Origin of the sequence: Desulfuromonas sp. TF (assembly GCF_000472285.1) — a bacterium.
Classification (GTDB): Bacteria; Desulfobacterota; Desulfuromonadia; order Desulfuromonadales; family ATBO01; genus ATBO01.
Genome location: NZ_KI421426.1, coordinates 92808 through 110341 on the forward strand (window position 1 = coordinate 92808; position 17534 = coordinate 110341).

The 17534-nt window shown below is 59.6% G+C and carries 13 protein-coding genes and 1 riboswitch; of the genes, 8 read left to right on the top strand and 5 right to left on the bottom strand.

Features of this window, described 5'->3' with window-relative positions; translation table 11 throughout:
- Both DTF_RS27440 and DTF_RS0118505 read right to left on the bottom strand, forming a co-directional pair.
- On the bottom strand, positions 1-1077 hold a 1077-nt coding region (locus DTF_RS27440; RefSeq protein WP_035058121.1), incomplete at its 3' end, for a GNAT family N-acetyltransferase.
- A gap of 72 nt (positions 1078-1149) precedes the next feature.
- Positions 1150-2226, bottom strand: coding sequence for an alanine--glyoxylate aminotransferase family protein (locus DTF_RS0118505; protein WP_027716529.1), 1077 nt, complete (start codon positions 2224-2226; stop codon positions 1150-1152).
- Between the two features lie 183 nt (positions 2227-2409).
- Here DTF_RS0118505 and DTF_RS27610 point away from each other — a divergent pair, with 183 nt between their 5' ends.
- The 4 genes from DTF_RS27610 (at position 2410) to groL (ending at position 5224) form a co-directional block, all read left to right on the top strand.
- The gene (locus tag DTF_RS27610; RefSeq protein ID WP_027716530.1) at positions 2410-2688 is read left to right on the top strand and encodes a DUF507 family protein; all 279 of its coding nucleotides are present in this window, start codon (positions 2410-2412) and stop codon (positions 2686-2688) included.
- On the top strand, positions 2685-2951 hold the full coding sequence (locus DTF_RS27615; protein WP_027716531.1) for a DUF507 family protein: 267 nt from the start codon (positions 2685-2687) through the stop codon (positions 2949-2951). The genes DTF_RS27610 and DTF_RS27615 overlap by 4 nt, the downstream gene beginning before the upstream one ends.
- A gap of 303 nt (positions 2952-3254) precedes the next feature.
- Complete coding sequence (gene groES / locus DTF_RS0118520; protein WP_027716532.1) at positions 3255-3542, top strand: co-chaperone GroES; 288 nt, start codon at positions 3255-3257, stop codon at positions 3540-3542.
- 38 nt (positions 3543-3580) lie between these two features.
- Entirely contained in the window at positions 3581-5224 is a 1644-nt protein-coding gene (gene groL, locus DTF_RS0118525; RefSeq protein ID WP_027716533.1) for a chaperonin GroEL, read from the top strand.
- A gap of 98 nt (positions 5225-5322) precedes the next feature.
- On the opposite strand, the gene DTF_RS0118530 is transcribed toward groL, so the two are convergent.
- Complete coding sequence (locus DTF_RS0118530) at positions 5323-6243, bottom strand: diguanylate cyclase (protein ID WP_027716534.1); 921 nt, start codon at positions 6241-6243, stop codon at positions 5323-5325.
- A 114-nt stretch (positions 6244-6357) separates the two neighbouring features.
- Positions 6358-6451: riboswitch (cyclic di-GMP riboswitch) on the bottom strand.
- A 196-nt stretch (positions 6452-6647) separates the two neighbouring features.
- Between DTF_RS0118530 and DTF_RS24475 the strand changes: the two genes are divergently transcribed.
- The 4 genes from DTF_RS24475 to DTF_RS0118550 all read left to right on the top strand — a co-directional run bounded on the left by DTF_RS24475 (position 6648) and on the right by DTF_RS0118550 (position 16118).
- A complete protein-coding gene (locus tag DTF_RS24475) occupies positions 6648-7967 on the top strand; it encodes an MFS transporter (protein ID WP_051361460.1) in 1320 nt (439 codons plus the stop codon).
- Positions 7968-8063: 96 nt separating this feature from the next.
- A complete protein-coding gene (locus DTF_RS25815) occupies positions 8064-10712 on the top strand; it encodes an ATP-binding protein (protein WP_155890876.1) in 2649 nt (882 codons plus the stop codon).
- A gap of 286 nt (positions 10713-10998) precedes the next feature.
- Positions 10999-14121 carry a hypothetical protein gene (locus DTF_RS0118545; RefSeq protein ID WP_027716535.1) on the top strand — a complete coding sequence of 1041 codons (3123 nt, stop codon included), beginning with the start codon at positions 10999-11001 and terminating at the stop codon, positions 14119-14121.
- Between the two features lie 311 nt (positions 14122-14432).
- Positions 14433-16118, top strand: coding sequence for a Na/Pi cotransporter family protein (locus tag DTF_RS0118550; RefSeq protein ID WP_027716536.1), 1686 nt, complete (start codon positions 14433-14435; stop codon positions 16116-16118).
- A 31-nt stretch (positions 16119-16149) separates the two neighbouring features.
- On the opposite strand, the gene DTF_RS0118555 is transcribed toward DTF_RS0118550, so the two are convergent.
- Both DTF_RS0118555 and DTF_RS27450 read right to left on the bottom strand, forming a co-directional pair.
- Positions 16150-17121: a calcium/sodium antiporter gene (locus tag DTF_RS0118555; protein ID WP_027716537.1), complete on the bottom strand. Its 972-nt coding sequence runs from the start codon at positions 17119-17121 to the stop codon at positions 16150-16152.
- A 62-nt stretch (positions 17122-17183) separates the two neighbouring features.
- A partial coding sequence (locus DTF_RS27450; RefSeq protein ID WP_035058126.1) for a M48 family metalloprotease occupies positions 17184-17534 on the bottom strand: 351 nt, incomplete at its 5' end.

Sequence of the window (17534 nt, forward strand, 5' to 3'; positions counted from 1 at the left end):
GTTGGCGGTGAGCGGGGTGAAGGTGTCGATGCAGTAGTAGCCGGCGCGTACCGCCCGCTCCTTGGGGCGGCGGGCATGGTTGCGGATGGGAAAGACATAGGGATAAATCGCCTCTTCCGGCTGGCAAAGGGCGCAGACCGCCTTGAGGTAGTCGACGAATTGATCCTCGTGCACGGCCCGGATGTGTTTTTCCGAAAAGTGGCGAATCGGCACCGGCTCGAAGAGGCCGGTCGGCTCGATCTCCCGCAGGATGGAGCCGATGCGCACCGGCGCCTCGACGTAGCCCCGCTCCTTGACGTGGTGGATATCATGCCGGTCATTGACCACCAGGGGGATGCGGCGGTCGACCGTGATCTGGCGCCGGACCGGTGCCACAGCTTCCGGGCGGAGGTAGCGGAACTCCCGCAGCCGCACCGGGTCGTCACGGAATGAGTTGACCACCATGTCGATGTAGGATTTGGGGCAGAGGTGTGCATACTTTCGTTCGAGGATCGCCCGGACGATGGCCCTGGCGGTTTCACGAGGCAGGGGACAGCCTTGTCCCAAGTCGTCAAAGACCAGATAAGGCGGGTTGTCACCTCCCGGCTCGACCGGGGCCTCGTAGGCGGTGCCGGCAACGGGGCGGGCGCCGTACTTCTCGTAAAACTTCAGGCGGGCCCTGTTCTGCCTGCGGGTTTCCGGGTCTTTGCAGAGGGCGGGATCATCAGGGAGGCATTCGAAGAAAAGCCCGACGGCGTCCAGTTCGAGGGCCTCCTCACGCAGCCGCTCGTAAAGGGCGCCGCCGATGCCCCGTCCGGTCATCTTAGCCGCCGCCGAGATGTACTCCAGGTAGCCGAAACGCAGTTCCGGCTCGTGCAGCAGCAGGGCGAAGCCCTTGACCCGGCCGCGCTGGTCATCGGCGACGTAAAGGATGGAGCGGAAGCGGAACTTGAGCGGATTGCGCAGCTGCTCGGGGAGCTTGGCGATATCCTTTTCGGAGAGGGTGGAGAACTGGGCCCGCAGGATATCCTGAACACGGGAGATTGCCGCCTGGTTGATCGGCAGGACATAATCGTAAATGCGGCGGATTCGGAACATGCTTCATTATACCGGGAACGGGGGCTGACGAGAACCGCAAGTCAGAGTCCTGAGGGGATCCGCGACCGCTTTTTAGGCCCGGGCCTCCGGCAGCAGTTCCTCCAGCAGCGTGAAAAGCTCCATCAGGTCGGCCATCGTCATGTCGGCCATGTGAGGGATGCGGAAGGTGGCGTTCTTGATCTTGCCGTAGCCGTTGTCGATGGCGTAGCCGCGAGCGCCGGCGAGCTTCTTCAGCTTCTCCAGATCGGTTCGGTCGTCGTTCCTTCCGCAGGTCAGGGTCATCGAGCGACAGCCTTCGGCGGCGAACAGGCCGAAGCCCTGCGCCCGTACCCAATCCCGGGTCATTTCAGCCATCCGCCGGTGGCGGGCATAGCGGTTCTCCAGCCCTTCCGCGAAGAATTTCCGCAATTGGTGATCGAGGGCGAAAATCAGGCTGAGGCAGGGGGTGCTCGGGGTATTGTTCTTCTGGTCGTTCTTCTCGAATTCCTCGAAATCGAAATAGTAGCCTCGGCCGGGGGTGCCCTTCGCCTTGTCGAGGGCCCTGCGGGAGACGGCGAAAACGGCGAGTCCCGGGGGCAGACCGAAGGCTTTCTGCACTCCCGCCAGACAGACGTCGATTTTCAGTGCGGAGACGTCGATGGGGACGGCGCTCATGGAGGAGACGGTATCGACGATGAAGGAGACGTCCGGGTATCTCTTCATCACCCCGGCGATCTCTTCGAGCGGCGACATGACCCCCGTGGAGGTCTCGTTGTGAACCACGGTCATGGCGTCGTACTTGCCGGTGGACAAGGCCTCGTCGACCATCTCGGGGGTGATCGGGCGGCCCCATTCGGCGGTGAAGAGATCCGCTTCGAGGCCGCAGCGCACCGTGACGTCATGCCATTTGGTGCTGAAGGCGCCGTTGCCGAAGGTGGCGCAGCGTTTCCGCACCAGATTCCGCACCGCTCCCTCCATGACGCCGAAGGCGCTGGAGGTGGAGAGGAAAACCGGATCCTCCGTATTGAGAAGGGTCTTGAGGCCGGCGGTCACGCGCTCATGCACTTCGGCATACTCTTTCATCCGGTGGCCGACCATGGGTGCGGTCATGGCCTCCATGACGTCGAGGGAAACTTCGACGGGACCGGGAATGTAGAGCTTCTTATTCATTCAGATCTCCTTGTCGGAAGTCATGCTTCATTGGTCAATGACAGCGGCCAACGGCGAAGGACCAAGGAAGCTTGATTAGCACAGCGGCCCGCCGGCTGTCAAGAATTACCGCGTTGACAACGCCCCTGTCCGAAGCTAGGATGCAGGGACCTTTTAACGCTTCGGCTTTCCCGGGAGTTGCCCATGCGTTTCACCGATCTGCAGATTCGTCGCATGGCCGATCATCTTCTGTCCGCGCTTGTCGATCGGGGAGGAGGGACCCTGAAGGCCGGCCGGGGGGTGGTTCTGGCCCGCATTGAAGAGATCATCCGGGCCGAAATGACGAAAGAGCAGGAACTGGATAAAGAGGTCCTTGAGCTGATGGAGAGTCAGCTCCGGAATGCGCCGGCCGATATCGATCGCCAGAAACTTTTCCTGATGATAAAGAAGAAACTGGCCGAAGAGAGGGGAATACCCCTGTGAAACTGTCTGAGCAGCGCATTTCTCATCTTTCCCATCTGATCCTGGACGGCTTGTGGAAAGATGATCTGGTCGATTTCCCGGACGAAGCCGAGGCCCTGCGAGCCGCAAAAGAAGCGCTGATCCGTCTGCTCTCGGTGGACGATCAGGTAGACACCCTGATTCGGAACAAGCTGTCCGCCCAGAAAAAAATCGTCGGCAGCCGGGAATGGCAGATCCTGTACGACAAATATTTCCGGGAAGAAATGGAAAAGCGCAGATGGTAGGCAGAACGATCTAAAATGACCGCGGATTTCGCCCGACTCCCGCTTCCCCCTTGTTGACTTTCTGACCGTTTACTGATCCCGATCCCGCCCGGCAAAAAAATCTTCAGATTGCCCTTGACATTCAAAATAAGCTGATTATATTTACCCCTGTTGTTAGCACTCTCGTGTGAGGAGTGCTAAAGGTGCCAAAGGGGCTTGATTCGTTCAACTGATTCAGAATCGAGCGTCTTTTTTATTTTCTGACCCGGACCAAAAGGGAGTATCTCCCGTTTTTCATTCTCATACAGGAAAGGAGAATTCATCATGAACATCAGACCGCTGCATGACCGTATCATCGTCGAAAGGCTCGAAGAGGAGACCAAGACCGCCGGGGGCCTCATCATTCCCGACACCGCCAAGGAAAAACCCCAGCAGGGCAAGATCGTCGCCGTCGGCAAGGGGAAGATGACCGAGGACGGCAAGGTCCTGGCTCTGGACGTCAAGGTGGGCGACAAGATTCTGTTCGGCAAGTATGCCGGCAACGAGATCAAGATCGAAGGGAAAGAGTTCCTGATGATGCGCGAGGACGACGTTCTCGGCGTAGTCGAATAAGCAGATCTCCATTTTAACGATAAGGAGGATTCACAGACATGGCAGCTAAAGAAATCAAATTCGGACAGGACGCCCGCAACCAGATCCTGTCCGGCGTAAACATCCTGGCCGAAGCCGTCAAAGCCACCCTCGGTCCCAAAGGCCGCAACGTGGTCATCGAAAAGTCTTACGGCGCTCCCCTGATCACCAAGGACGGCGTGACCGTCGCCAAGGAGATCGAACTCGAGAACAAGTTCGAGAACATGGGCGCCCAACTGGTCAAGGAAGTCGCCTCCAAGACCTCCGATGTCGCCGGTGACGGCACCACCACCGCCACCGTGCTGGCCCAGGCCATCTACCGCGAAGGCGTCAAGCTGGTCACCGCCGGCCACAATCCCATGGAAATCAAGCGCGGCATCGACAAGGCCGTGACCGCGGCCGTCGCCGCCCTCAAGGAACTCTCCAAGCCGGTCAAGGACCACAAGGAAATCGCCCAGGTCGGCACCATCTCCGCCAACAGCGACGCCACCATCGGCGACATTCTCGCCAAGGCCATGGAGAAGGTCGGCAAGGAAGGGGTCATCACCGTCGAAGAGGCCAAGTCGATGGAGACCACCCTCGAGACCGTCGAAGGGATGCAGTTCGACCGCGGCTATCTCTCCCCCTATTTTGTCACCGATCCCGAGCGCATGGAGTCCGTTCTCGAGGACGCCCTGATCCTCATCCATGACAAGAAGATCAGCAACATGCGCGATCTTCTGCCGGTCCTCGAGCCGGTAGCCAAGCAGGGACGCCCCCTGCTGATCATCGCCGAGGACGTGGAGGGCGAAGCCCTGGCCACCCTGGTGGTCAACAAGCTGCGCGGCACTCTCAACATCGCCGCCGTCAAGGCTCCCGGCTTCGGCGACCGCCGCAAAGCCATGCTCGAGGACATCGCGGTACTGACCGGCGGCAAGGTGATTTCCGAGGAGATCGGCTTCAAGCTGGAGAACGCCACTCTCGACATGCTCGGCACCGCAAAGCGCATCGTCATTGACAAGGACAACACCACGATCATCGACGGCGCCGGCAGCGAAGTCGACATCCAGAGCCGGGTCAAAGTGATCCGCGCCCAGATCGAGGAAACCTCCAGCGACTACGATCGCGAGAAGCTCCAGGAGCGCCTGGCCAAGCTGGTCGGCGGGGTTGCCGTGGTCAAGGTCGGCGCCGCCACCGAGACCGAGATGAAGGAGAAGAAGGCTCGCGTCGAGGACGCCCTGCACGCCACCCGCGCCGCCGTTGAAGAAGGCATCGTCCCTGGAGGCGGGGTCGCCCTGCTGCGCTGCATCGCCGCTCTGGAAAAAGTAGAGGCTCCCGGTGAGCAGGAGTTCGGCGTCAAGATCGTCAGGCGGGCCCTTGAGGAGCCGCTGCGTCAGATCGCCGCCAACGCCGGAGCCGAAGGCTCCATCGTGGTCAACAGGGTCATCAGCGAAACAGGCAGCTTCGGATTCGATGCTGCTGCCGATGTATACTGCGATATGCTGGAGGCCGGGATCATCGATCCCACCAAGGTCACCCGCAGTGCCCTGCAGAACGCCGCTTCTATTTCGGGCCTGATGCTGACCACCGAGGCCTGCATCGCCGAGGCTCCCAAGAGCGAAGAAGCCATGCCCGCCATGCCCGGCGGCATGGGAGGGATGGGGGGCATGGGCGGCATGATGTAAGCCGCTCCCTGATCCTTGCATAACGAAAAGAGCCCCCCGGTTTTTCCGGGGGGCTCTTTTCGTCTGGTGAAAAAAACGATGCTGGATGACGGGCGTCTCTATTGATCGCTCACCCTGACCTGGTTGCGTCCTTGCCGCTTGGCGTTGTAGAGGGCGTAATCGGCTGCCCGGATCAGATCGTCGGGGATTTGCACCTGTATTTGAGGATGTCTGGCGACACCGAGACTGATGGTCACCCGCAAATCGGCCAGATCGGCATCGACCGTCATCTGCTCCACCTCCTGGCGTATCCGCTCGGCGATCCCGACCGCTTCCGGGATGTCGGTAGCCGGCAATATCAAGGCGAATTCATCACCTCCGAGACGGGCTACCGCATCGTAGTGTCGCAGATGCCTTTTAAATGTTTCGCCCAGTTTCATCAGTACTTCATCTCCCGCCTGATGACCATAGGTATCATTTATTTTCTTGAAATCATCGCAATCAATCAGAATCAGGGAAAGTGGATCGCCGGAGCGGTTGCTGCGATCCATTTCACTTTCCAGGGCTTTCATCATCTGCCGACGGTTGTGAAGACCGGTCAAGGGATCCGTATGGGACAGCTCGAGCAGCATCCGGTTGCTTTCCTTGAGTCTGTCCTGGAGAGACTTGATTTTCAGTTGGACCTTGATCCGTGCCAGAAGTTCACCAGAGTCGAAGGGTTTGGTGACATAATCGCTGGCTCCGAGCTCGAGGCCGCGAACCTTGGCACCCGTCTCTTCATGTCCGGTGACGATGATGACCGGGATGTCCTGCAAGTCCTCCTGGGTGCTCAACATGCGCAAAAATTTAAAACCGTCCATTCCCGGCATTTCGATGTCGCAGAGAATAATATCGGGTTTTTTATCGAGGGCCATTTTGAAACCTTCGATCCCGTCACCGGCTTCAAAGAAGAACTTGAAAAGAGCTGCATGTCGCAGGATGTCGGCGACCTGCCGACGCATCCTTTTTGAATCGTCGATGATCAGAATAGAGGTTTTCATATGAGGAACCTCGAAAGGGACGGGCTTGTATTCGCTCTCTAATGCAAAAACGCCAATCTCCGGGCGGAAGATCGGCGTCTCAAAACCCCAATTTACTTGAGGCTTTGCCTTCTCTTCGGCCACCCGGCTATCCGTCTTTACCTCCAGGGTAAAGCGAGGACCCGCAGCTTTGCGTCCCTGAATTTCTCCAGGTTTGCTCTTGTCGGAGAATTTTCTTTTTATTCAATGAAACTTAAATTCTGATTTCATTCTGCCATAGCTGAATGATTCGTCAAGGGATTTAACCCTGGTACATTGAATCAGCATGGCCTGAGTGTTTTCTCCATCTCAAATGGTTTGACAGCCGGGGCTAATTTTAATACTTTCAATTGAAATTAATCCGCCCTCCCCAGGATCGAGAACCTATGAGCTCAGCGACACTTCCCCCCGCGCGTCTGGCCTGGACCGTTTGGGGCCTCGGCGCCGCCTTGTACATCATCGGCTTTTTTCAGCGGGTCGCTCCCGGCGTCATGACCGCGGAGCTGATGAATGATTTCAACCTGACGGCCGCCGCCCTGGGCAATCTTTCGGCTTTCTATTTCTACAGCTACGTGGCCATGCAGATTCCCACCGGGCTGCTCGCCGACAGCTGGGGCCCGCGGCGGCTGCTGACCGTTGGCGCTCTTGTGGCCGGCATCGGCAGTCTCAGCTTCGCTCTCGCCGACGGGATGGTCTGGGCCTGCGCAGGACGCCTGTTCATCGGCGGCTCGGTGGCGGTCGCCTTCGTCGCCATGATGAAGCTCTCCAGCCACTGGATGGCGCCGAGGCAGTTCGCCCTGGCCTCCGGAATGGCCCTCTTTCTCGGCATTCTCGGAGCGGTTTTCGCCGGCACACCGCTGCGCCTGATGGTGGACACCTTCGGCTGGCGTCCTGTCATGCTGGCTTCCAGCATTCTCCCTTTTGCCGTAGCCGCCCTGATCTGGATCATCGTCAGGGACGATCCGCGGGAGCGGGGCTATGCCAGCTACGCTTCCGAGGTTTCTGCGGGAGCGCCCCGCTCCGGCATCATGGCCGGACTCCGCAAGGTCTTCGGCTACCGCAACACCTGGCTGCTTCTACTCACTCCCGGCGCCGTCGCCGGCAGCGTCCTTGCCTTCGCCGGCCTCTGGGGAGTGCCCTTCCTGACCACCCATTACGGTCTGACTTCCCCCCAGGCGGCGGCTCTCTGTTCAGCCCAACTGCTGGCCTGGGCGGTGGGCGGACCGGTTTTCGGCGGTCTCTCGGACCGGATCGGCCGGCGCAAGCCGTTGTACGTGGCCGGCTGCGCGATCTCGGCCGTCGGCTGGGGGCTCATCATCCTCGTGCCGGGACTGCCGCTTCCCCTGCTGATCTCTCTGCTTATCGTGATCGGCTTCGCCGCCGGCTGCATGATTATCGGTTTCGCCTTCGCCAAGGAGTCAGTCCCTCTGGCGCTGGCGGGGACGGCGGCCGGGGTGTGCAACATGGGCTCGATGATGGGTCCGATGCTGCTTCAGCCGGCCGTCGGCTGGATGCTCGACCGGAAGTGGGATGGGGCGATGTCGGCCGGTGGCAGGGTTTACGGCCTGGAAGCCTTCCGCCTGGGCTTCTCCCTCATGCTTGCCTGGACGGTCCTGTCCCTGGTCCTCATCACTCTGACCCGGGAGACGGGCTGCCGGCAAATCGTGGAGGTCGGTTCCCCGGCAAAGGGTGAACCGTCGCGGTGAGACGGGCATTTTTAAGAAAATGAAGTAGAATTAATTCAAAGTTTTCAAACGTTCTAAGGGAAGATCACCCGCTGTTTGAGAGAAGATGAATTCAACATGATCCGACAATGGGCTGCCTACCTTCTGCCTGCGGGTATACGGCAGCGTCTTTTCTTACTTATTTCACTTGCACTCTTTCCCATGCTCCTCCTTCTCTGGTGGGGATACCTGGAGCGGTACGGAACTCAACGTTCCGAGGCCCTTCAGACGGAACTTGAGGTAGCCCAGGGGATTGCCAGTACCTTCGCAGCCTATATCGACAATATCCGAAGCCAGAATTACGCGGTGGGGGAGGCCATCCTCACCTTCTCACCGTATACACAAGCCAATGCCGACCGCCTTCTCACCTACTATTCGGACCGCACCCCTTCGGTTCGCAATATGAGCTGGGTCAGTCCGCAGGGGATTGTCCTTGCCTCCAGTGAGAGGGGGCTTGTCGGGCAGGATTGGTCGGGGCATTCTTATTTCGAAAAACTCCAGACCGGTTGGTCCTGGACTCTCGGGGATCTGACCCGCGCGGGAATGGTTACCCCGGCACCTACCTTTGTGGTCGCCACATCGATCCGCGGCTCCATCGGTATGCTCCTCGGCGCGGTCGTGGCTGCGATCGATCCGGCGAACCTTGGGTCGGCGGCTCTATTGCACCGGCGTCCCTCCGAAGGCGCCTATTCCATCTTTGACAGCCAGGGGACCATCGTCTATCGCAGCCCGGGAGCAGAGCTTTCCTGGGAGGATCGCATGCAATGGCGGCAAAGCGATCAACTGCTGAGGGCCGCTCTCGAAAAGCGAGCGGAGCAGACCGGCATCTCACACCTGGATATTTCTTCCAGTGAAACGTTCTGTGCCCGGGTGCCGATCTCCGATATAGGTTGGGTGGCAGGGGCCGGCCGGCCGGTGGAAGTCGCCCTGGCCTCCGAGCGCAATCGGCTGATTAACGACTCCATCCTGGCCTCTCTGATCGCTTCGGCAGCTTTCCTGCTCGCCTGGTTTCTGGCCAGAAGCATCGCAAGTCCGATTCTTCGCCTGGAGCAGGATGCCAGGGCGATGGGCTCCGGGCAGATCGAAGGGCGGGGCGACCCGAGAGCCCCGGATGTCGTGCGCCGCCTTCGCTCTACGGTGACGGAGATGGCGGTCGACCTCCTCAGCAGAGCCGAAGCATTGCGCCAGAGCGAGGAGATGTTTCGCACCCTCGCCGACAACATTTCCCAGTTCGCATGGATGGCCGATGAGACCGGCGGGATCTTCTGGTACAACAAGCGCTGGTACGATTATACAGGGACGGACCTGGAGCAGATGAAAGGCTGGGGCTGGCGAAAGGTTCTCCATCCCGACCACATTCAGGGCGTGGTCGAGAAGATCAGTCATTGCTTCGAGACAGGGGACGTTTGGGAGGACACTTTCCCCCTGCGCGGCACGGACGGCACATACAGGTGGTTTCTATCCCGGGCGATTCCGATCAAGGATGAAGGTGGAAGAGTCCTTCGCTGGTTCGGCACCAACACCGATATCACCGAAGAGCGCCAGGTCGGGGAGGAACTCAAGGCGGCAAAGCAGGTTGCTGAAGAGGCCAGCCGCGCCAAGAGCGAGTTCCTGGCCAACATGAGCCATGAGATCCGCACCCCCATGACGGTCTTCATGGCGGCTATCGAACACCTTCTGCTGACCGAAAAAACCCCCGAGCGTCGTCGCATGCTGGAAATGGCCGAAAAATCAGCCGGTCGCCTGCGTGTCCTCATCGACGAAATCCTCGATTTGTCCAGGATCGAGGCGCGGCGGGTCGAGCTTAGAGAAGAGCCCTTCGATGTGCGGGGCTGTGTGCAGGACGCAGTGGAGATGTTTGCTTTCCCCGCCCGGGAGAAAAACCTCAGGCTTGAAATGGACATCGCGCCGGATGTACCCCGAATCGTGATCGGTGATTCCGACAGGCTCGGGCAGGTGCTGATCAATTTGATCGGCAATGCCGTCAAATTTACCCAAAAGGGGGAAATCCGCATCTCCGTGGCTGCCCTTGGCGACTCCCTGGAGTTCTCGGTAGCCGACACAGGCATCGGCATACCGGAGGAAAAAAGGGAACTGATCTTCCAGAGTTTCAGCCAGGCGGACAGCTCCTTCACCCGCAAGTATGGGGGGGCCGGACTGGGGCTGGCCATCTCCAAGGGGCTGGTTGAACTTATGGGCGGAGTGATCTCCATTCAGAGCCGAAAGGGAGAGGGAAGCGTCTTCACGATCACCATCCCGCTGAAGACCAGTGAACAGGAACGATCTTTACGGGACGAAACCCTGCCGGAAGGCTCCGGCAGGGAACACCGCGCTGCACGAATCCTTCTGGCTGAAGACGATCCCATGATCCGGGAGTTGATCACAATGATGCTGGCACAGCACGGCTATCGGACGGAAACTGCCGAGTCAGGGCGAGAGGCCCTGGAGAAATGGGAGCAAGGGGGATTTGATCTCATCCTCATGGACTTGCAGATGCCCGAAATGAACGGTCTGGAGGCGACCCGAGCAATCCGCAAGCGGGAAGCGGAAGGTCGCGGGCACATCGGCATCATCGGCCTGACCGCCCACAAACGTCGCGAAGTCAGGGAGGAATGCCTGTCGTCGGGGATGGACCATGTCCTGGTTAAGCCCGTTCAGATGAAGGAGCTCTTCTCGGCAGTCGACAAGAACCTTTCGGACTTAAAGTCCTCGGAAAAATCCGCGTAACTTTTCCTCCATATGCCGGCACGCATGATCCCAACCCTTTTTCACCTTTGCGATCTTCATTCTGAACGGATCGGGGTGTGCCCTCTGCCAAATTCCTTCGACATTGCCATAACTGCATCCCCTATACCCCTCCAGCCATTGTAAGAAACAACCTGTGGATTACACTTAACAAAAGGAGAAACCCTCCGCATCCGGGCCGCTGAGAGCCCCGATGAAAATCCTCCCTATTTATTCATTCTGATCGCGTCCAGGGCCGATGAAGCACACTTGGAAAATCCCAATCCTGATGGTCCTGGCGATGGCACTGGCGATCGCGGCGGGCGCGGCATGGATGTTCCGCCCGGAGATCCTTCAGCACCTCGTGCGCCCCGGTCTGGAGCAGATAGCCGGATCGGCCCTCAACGCCGAGGTCCGGATCGAGCGGCTTGCTCCGGCGGAGGGGGGGGTGCTTCTCACCGGTTTTTCGGCGCATCGCGCGGATGGCAGCCTTTCCGCCGTCATTCCCGAGGGCAGGATCGGTTTCACCCTGGCGGGCCTGCTCGATCGGCGCCTGGAGAGCGTGACCCTCGTCAGGCCCGACCTTTCCCTGGCGCCCACGGGGGAAGGGGGCCGACCCTCTTATCCGGAGCAGCCGCCCCTGGAAGCCGAGGAGATAACAGTCAGGGATGGAGGAATCCGGATACGGACACCGGACGGGCCGATCGTATTGCATGGAATCGAGATCCGGACCAGCGGAAGCGAACCCATCGATTTTCAGCTGACCGCTTTTGTCGACGAGGGAAAAGAGAACCCGCTCCTCCTGGCCGGGGGCCTTCTGTGGAGGGATGGACTTACCCTGACCCTGGAGGAATTTCACTGGCAGGAGAACCCCCTCCTGCTCTCTCCCCTTATCCTTCACCTCCCCTCCGGGGGGGAGGGCTCCGCAAAGGGAGCCCTGCGCCTCGATCGCCTGGAGAGCGAGCAGATCGAGGCGATCTTCACTGCCCTGCGGAAGGAGTTTCCGCTCCCCCCCGGCGATCGTTTCACCCTTTTTTCTCCCGGCGTCGATTTCGGTTGGGCAACGGGGATGCTTCGGCTACAGGGCGAATTAGATGGCGGGCTCTTCCAGAGGGGCGACTGGGCGATCTCCCTGGAGAAGACCTCCTGGATGCTGGCGAAGAAAGAGAACGGATGGGAGTTCGAGGGCCGCTTCACACTGTCGGAGGAGGGAGCGGGGGAGATCCGGGGGGAGTTCTCGAACGAAGGTCTGGAGGGAGATCTGCGGCTGCGGATTCCCGATCCGGGAGCATTCGTTGTTCAGCTCACCGGCGGCAGCCGCCCCCCGATCTCCGGGGGACTGATCGTCATGGGAGATTTCAGCACGTCTGAGCTCGGCTTTCGTTTCGAGGGAAGTTTCGAAGGAATGCCTGGGGAAGAGCGTCCCGACACCCTCCTGGACCTCTCTTCCCTGAGCGGCCAACTGGCCCTGCAGAAGGATGAAGATTCGTGGTCGGGAGAAGCCGGGGTGCGGATGGACGGAAGAGCGATTGCCGAAGCACGGGCGGCGGATGGAGAGATCGCGCTCGCCATCCTGCCTTTTTCCGGTCGGGCTCTCCACCCGGTCCTGGGCTCCGGCTATCGTCGGGCGATCCCCGCCGGCATGGAGAAGGTGAGGGCGGAACTTCGTCTTCTCCCGGATGGAAAACAGTGGACCGGATCGGTTGAAATCCGTGCCGGAAGGATTCCCCTGCCCAAAGGCGCGCTGGAACAGGTCCGTCTTTCCGGACGATTTCACCCGGGGGGAGAATCCACCCGGTTTACGCGCCTCAGGGCGGCCTCGCGCCTGGCGGGTGAAGGCATGCCGACGGGCGAACTGTCCGCTTCGGGCTCGGGCGAATGGAGAGGGGGGAAGTGGCTCCTGCGCCTCGACGCCTTGGCGGCGGAGAAGGTGGACTATCTCTCCCCCAGGGGCGACTCGGGCTTCACCGGGGGGAGGCTGCAGGCGTCGGGGACCGTCTCGGGAACCGGCGCCGCCGATTCGATCGACCTGGACCTTTCCGGCGCCGTTTCGATGAAGGAGGTCCTGTACGGAACCTTTTATGCGGAGCTGTCGGACCTGCCGGGGAGATGGTCGCTTCGCGGCACCTGTGAACCCGCCGCCGCGCTCCTTCGGGTGGAGAATCTGTCCTTCGCCGTGGAGAAAATCGGAAGCCTGAGCTTGGGAGGACGGATCGCTCCGACGACGATCCGAAGCCGGGGCAGACTACGGATGGAGCGGCTCGGAGACGATTTTTCCGAGCGCTTCCTTCCCGCCCTGCGGGAGAGGTTTGCCGCGGCAAAGGACCTTCATCTCTCAGGCGCGGTGGAGACGGAATTCGACCTGGATGCCGCTCCTGAGGGTTGGCATGTGCGCGGGACCGCTTTTCCCGCGGGGCTGGATCTCAAACGGGGATTTCTGGATGCCCGGGGCCTTGAAGGATCGGTTCCCTTCGACATCTTCTCCGGGAGCCGGCCCCCTGGAGTCTCGGGGAAAAAAACGACGGGAACGCTCTCCTTCTCTGCGTTATCCATCGGCCCGGCGCATATGGAAAAAAATTCCCTGGAAGTTGCTTCTTCTCCGAACCGCATCGAAATTCCCGGACCGACGTCCTTCCGGGTGGCGAAAGGGCTGTTGGAAATCGAGGGGGCGTCTTTCAGCCGGGGAAAGGACGGGCCGGAATTCGCCGCGAAAATCGACATCCGGGATATCGACCTGGAGGCGTTGACGGGAGAACTCGGATGGATTGAGATGAGGGGAAGCCTCGATGCCGAACTCGGCAGAATCGCCTACGCCGGCGATACCCTCTCCTCGGATGGAAACATGGTCATCGAGGTGTTCGACGGCATCATCCTGATATCCAGGATCCGGCTGGAGTCACCTTTTTCAGCCTATCCTCTCCTGTTAGGCAACGTGGACTTCGGCGGGATCGATCTTTTCCAGCTCACGCGGACCTTCTCCTTCGGTGCAATCAACGGAATCGCCGACGGCTTCATCCATGACCTGAGACTGTTCCGTTTCACGCCCTCGCGGTTCGAGGCGGTGCTGGAAACCCGGGAAAAGGGCACCCGCAACATCAGCGTGAAGGCACTGGAAAACCTGACCCTCATCAGCCAGGGAGGGCTTTCGGCCGCCCTTTCCAAGGGCATCTTTCGTTTTATCGATTTTTACCGCTACCGGAAGATCGGGATCTGGTGCATCCTCGACCAGGACGTGTTCGTCCTGCGGGGGACCGCCAGGGAGGGTTCGGAACGCCACCTGGTCTACGGGGGGCTGCTGCCGCCGAAGATCGACATCCTCGCTCCCGAGCACGACATCTCCTTCAAGGAGATGCTGAACCGGCTTCAGCGTATCGAAAGGGCTGAAGGGCGGAAAGGGGAGGGGGAAGAATAAACTCTTCTCGGTGAACAAGAATAGAATCCGCCGAGCCGAATCAAGAGATGGACTTTTCGTGCGGGGTTGGTGTATTTATTTCGGAGCTGCTTGTCCGGGTGCGTTTGCTTCCTCCAACGAAGGCGTGTGGACCGCAAGAAAATGAAAACTATCTTTGCCCGCCGGCGCAACTCTCCGCCTCTTTCCTTCCTGACCGCTCTCTCATCCACCAATTCGAGGTTGATTCACAGTCTGGGCCCTTCCGGACTGAGGTTCGGTGCGTCTTTATATTTTCATCACCGTCACAATCCCTTTTTCGAGGCACCAAAAAAATGATTGAACCTTTTAAGATGGGCTACACCGTCGTTGGCGGACTCGGGATTTTTATCCTCGGGATGAAGTTCCTTTCCGACAGTCTGCAGATGCTTTCAGGAGGCCTGATCCGAAAAGCGATTTCTTCCCTGACCACCAACCGCTTTCTGGCGGTGCTGGTCGGCCTGACCGTGACCGCCTTCGTTCAGTCTTCGTCGATCACCACGGTCATGGTCGTCGGTCTGACCAACGCCGGCCTGATGCAACTGAGCCAGGCGATTGGCGTGATTCTGGGCGCCAATATCGGCACCACCATTACCGGCTGGATTCTCGCGGTCAATATCGGCAAGTACGGACTGCTGCTGATCGCCCTCGGAATTTTCCCGATGCTCTTTTCAAAAAATGAGCGGATTTCGGCGACCTCCAAGGTTCTGGTCGCACTGGGCATGATCTTCTTCGGCCTGGAGATCATGAGTGGCGCGTTCACACCGCTGCGCACCCACGAAGGCTTTATGAACCTGATGTTGATCCTCGATGCCAAGTCGCTGCTGAGTCTCCTCGGATGCGTAGCCATCGGTTGCCTGATGACCATGGTCGTTCAGAGCAGTTCGGCGATGCTGGGAATCACCATTGCCCTTGCGGTGACTGGCGCCATTCCTCTGTACACGGCCATCGCCCTGGTCATGGGCGAGAATATCGGGACGACCATTACTGCCCAGTTCGCCGCTATCGGCAGCACCGTTAATGCCCGGCGTTCGGCGATGGCCCACAGTATGTTCAATGTCCTGGGGGTGCTGATTCTCATTACCGTCTTCTCGCCCTACGTCAGCCTGGTCGAGCAGATTGTTCCCGGAGCCGCGGATTTCGTGAATAGCAAAGGAAACCGCCCCTACATTGCGGCGCACATCGCCCTGGCACATAGCTTGTTCAACGTCACCGCCACACTGGTCATGTTGCCGTTTCTCGGTCAACTGGAGAAATTCGTCATCCGCATCGTGCCGGAAACGGGAGGAGGCAAAAAAGGCCCATTCAGGTATATCGGTCCGCCTGGCAGCATGCCGGTGGCCATGGGCATTTCGATGGTCCTGGAGGAACTCAAACGGATGCAGGAGAGTGTTCACAAGGCCCTGCGCCATGTCGGCAGCTTGCTGCACCGTGACCTGAAAGGGCGCGACCGTTTCCTGCAGAAGGTGAAAGCAATTGAAGAGCAGACGGATATCATGCAGCACGAGATCACGACCTTTACCGTTGCCCTGATGCAGGCCGGGCAATCCAGCAAAGAACAATCAGACCGGGCCTATGCCTATGTGCGCGCCGCCGACGAACTTGAATCTATCGCCGACTACGCCGCCTCGATCTGTTCGCACATGCGACGACTCGCTAAGCAGGAACAGGATTTCAGCGAGGATGCCTGGAAGGATCTGATCCATTTCCACCATGAGGTCTTCGCTTTTTTTATCCTGGTCTGCAAGGATTTCAGCAATGAAGATACCAGTGATCCGCGCGAGATTAAGGATGCGGCCAGCCGACTGAATGAATTGGCCGAGACGACCCGCAATGCCCACCTTGACCGGATGAAGTCAGGCTCCTGCGGAGCCTTGGCGGCCCTGACTTTCAGTGACATGGCGGTTTCCTTGCACCGGATCAAAAATCACACGGTCAACTTGCACGAGGCGATGTCCGTCGAGATTTCGCCAGGCTTCTGATTCGTAAGAGGACGGCTCCCATGGGCCGAAGTCACGGGGCGAAGATACTGCTTACCAGATAAGCGGTGTACCCGATGTAGCAGGCCAGCAAGGCCGTGCCCTCGAAACGGTTGATGCGGCCGGCTCCCCGGAAGCCGTAACCGATGATGAAAAGCGAAACGGTCAGCGCGGCCATGACCATGATGTCCCGGGAGAAAACTTCCGGCCCCACCGTCAAGGGGTGAATCGCCCCAGCGATGCCCACCACCGCCAGTGTGTTGAAAAGATTAGATCCAAGGATGTTCCCAAGGGCGATGTCATGTTCCCCCTTGCGGGCGGCGATGACTGACGAGGCCAGCTCCGGCAGCGACGTTCCTACCGCGACGACGGTCAGACCGATAATCAGATCACTGACGCCGAAACCATGAGCGACAGTCACTGCTCCCCAGACGAGAATGCGGGAACTGGCAATCAAAAGGATCAGGCCGACCACGAGCCAGGCAACCGCCCGGCGCAGCGGCATGGCGCGGACATCCAGTTCCTGTTCCATTTCACTGCCCAGAACATCGGGTCTTTTCTGCATGCCCTGCCAAATGGTCCAGCCCATAAGGCCGGCGAACACTCCCAGCAGCACAAGGGCATCGATGCGGGTAATTTCGCCGTCATAAATCTGCCAGGCGGCCAAGGCCGTTATGCCGGCGAGAATCGGCAACTCCTTGCGCAAGACCTGTGAATGCACGACGATGGGGCTGAGCAGTGCCGTCACCCCGAGGATAAGTGCGATATTGGTGATGTTCGAGCCGTAGGCGTTGCCAAGGGCGATGCCGGGGTTCCCCTGCATGGCCGAGATGGCGGAAACCACCATTTCCGGGGCGGAGGTTCCGAAGCCGACAATCACCATTCCTATCAGAAGAGGCGGCATTCCGAAGTGGCGGGCGGTGGAGGCTGAGCCTTCCACGAACCGGTCGGCACTCCAGACCAGGAGCGCCAGACCGAAGGTAATGGCAAGAAAAGCGGCTGTCATGTCAATCTTTCTCCGATGAAATCGTGTGGCCACTCGGACCCACGGTCGTCTTGGTCAGGCACTTATCCCCTGGACAGGGCCATCGCCTCCAGGCGGGCAATCCGCTCATCCATCGGGGGATGCGTGGAGAAGAGCTTCAACATCGATGCGCCGACCAGGGGATTGACGATGAAGAGGTGCGAGGTGGCCGGGGTCGCCTCCTGCATCGGCATCATCGTCGCGGCCTGCTGCAGCTTGCGCAGCGCGCCGGCCAGAGCCAGGGGATTGCCGCAGATTCTCGCTCCGGAGGCATCGGCGTGATATTCGCGGGACCGGGAGATGGCCATCTGAATCAACATGGCCGCCATGGGAGCGATGATCGCAAGGGCCAAGCCGCCGAGAAGGCCTCCTCCCCCTTCCTCGTCCTCGCCGCG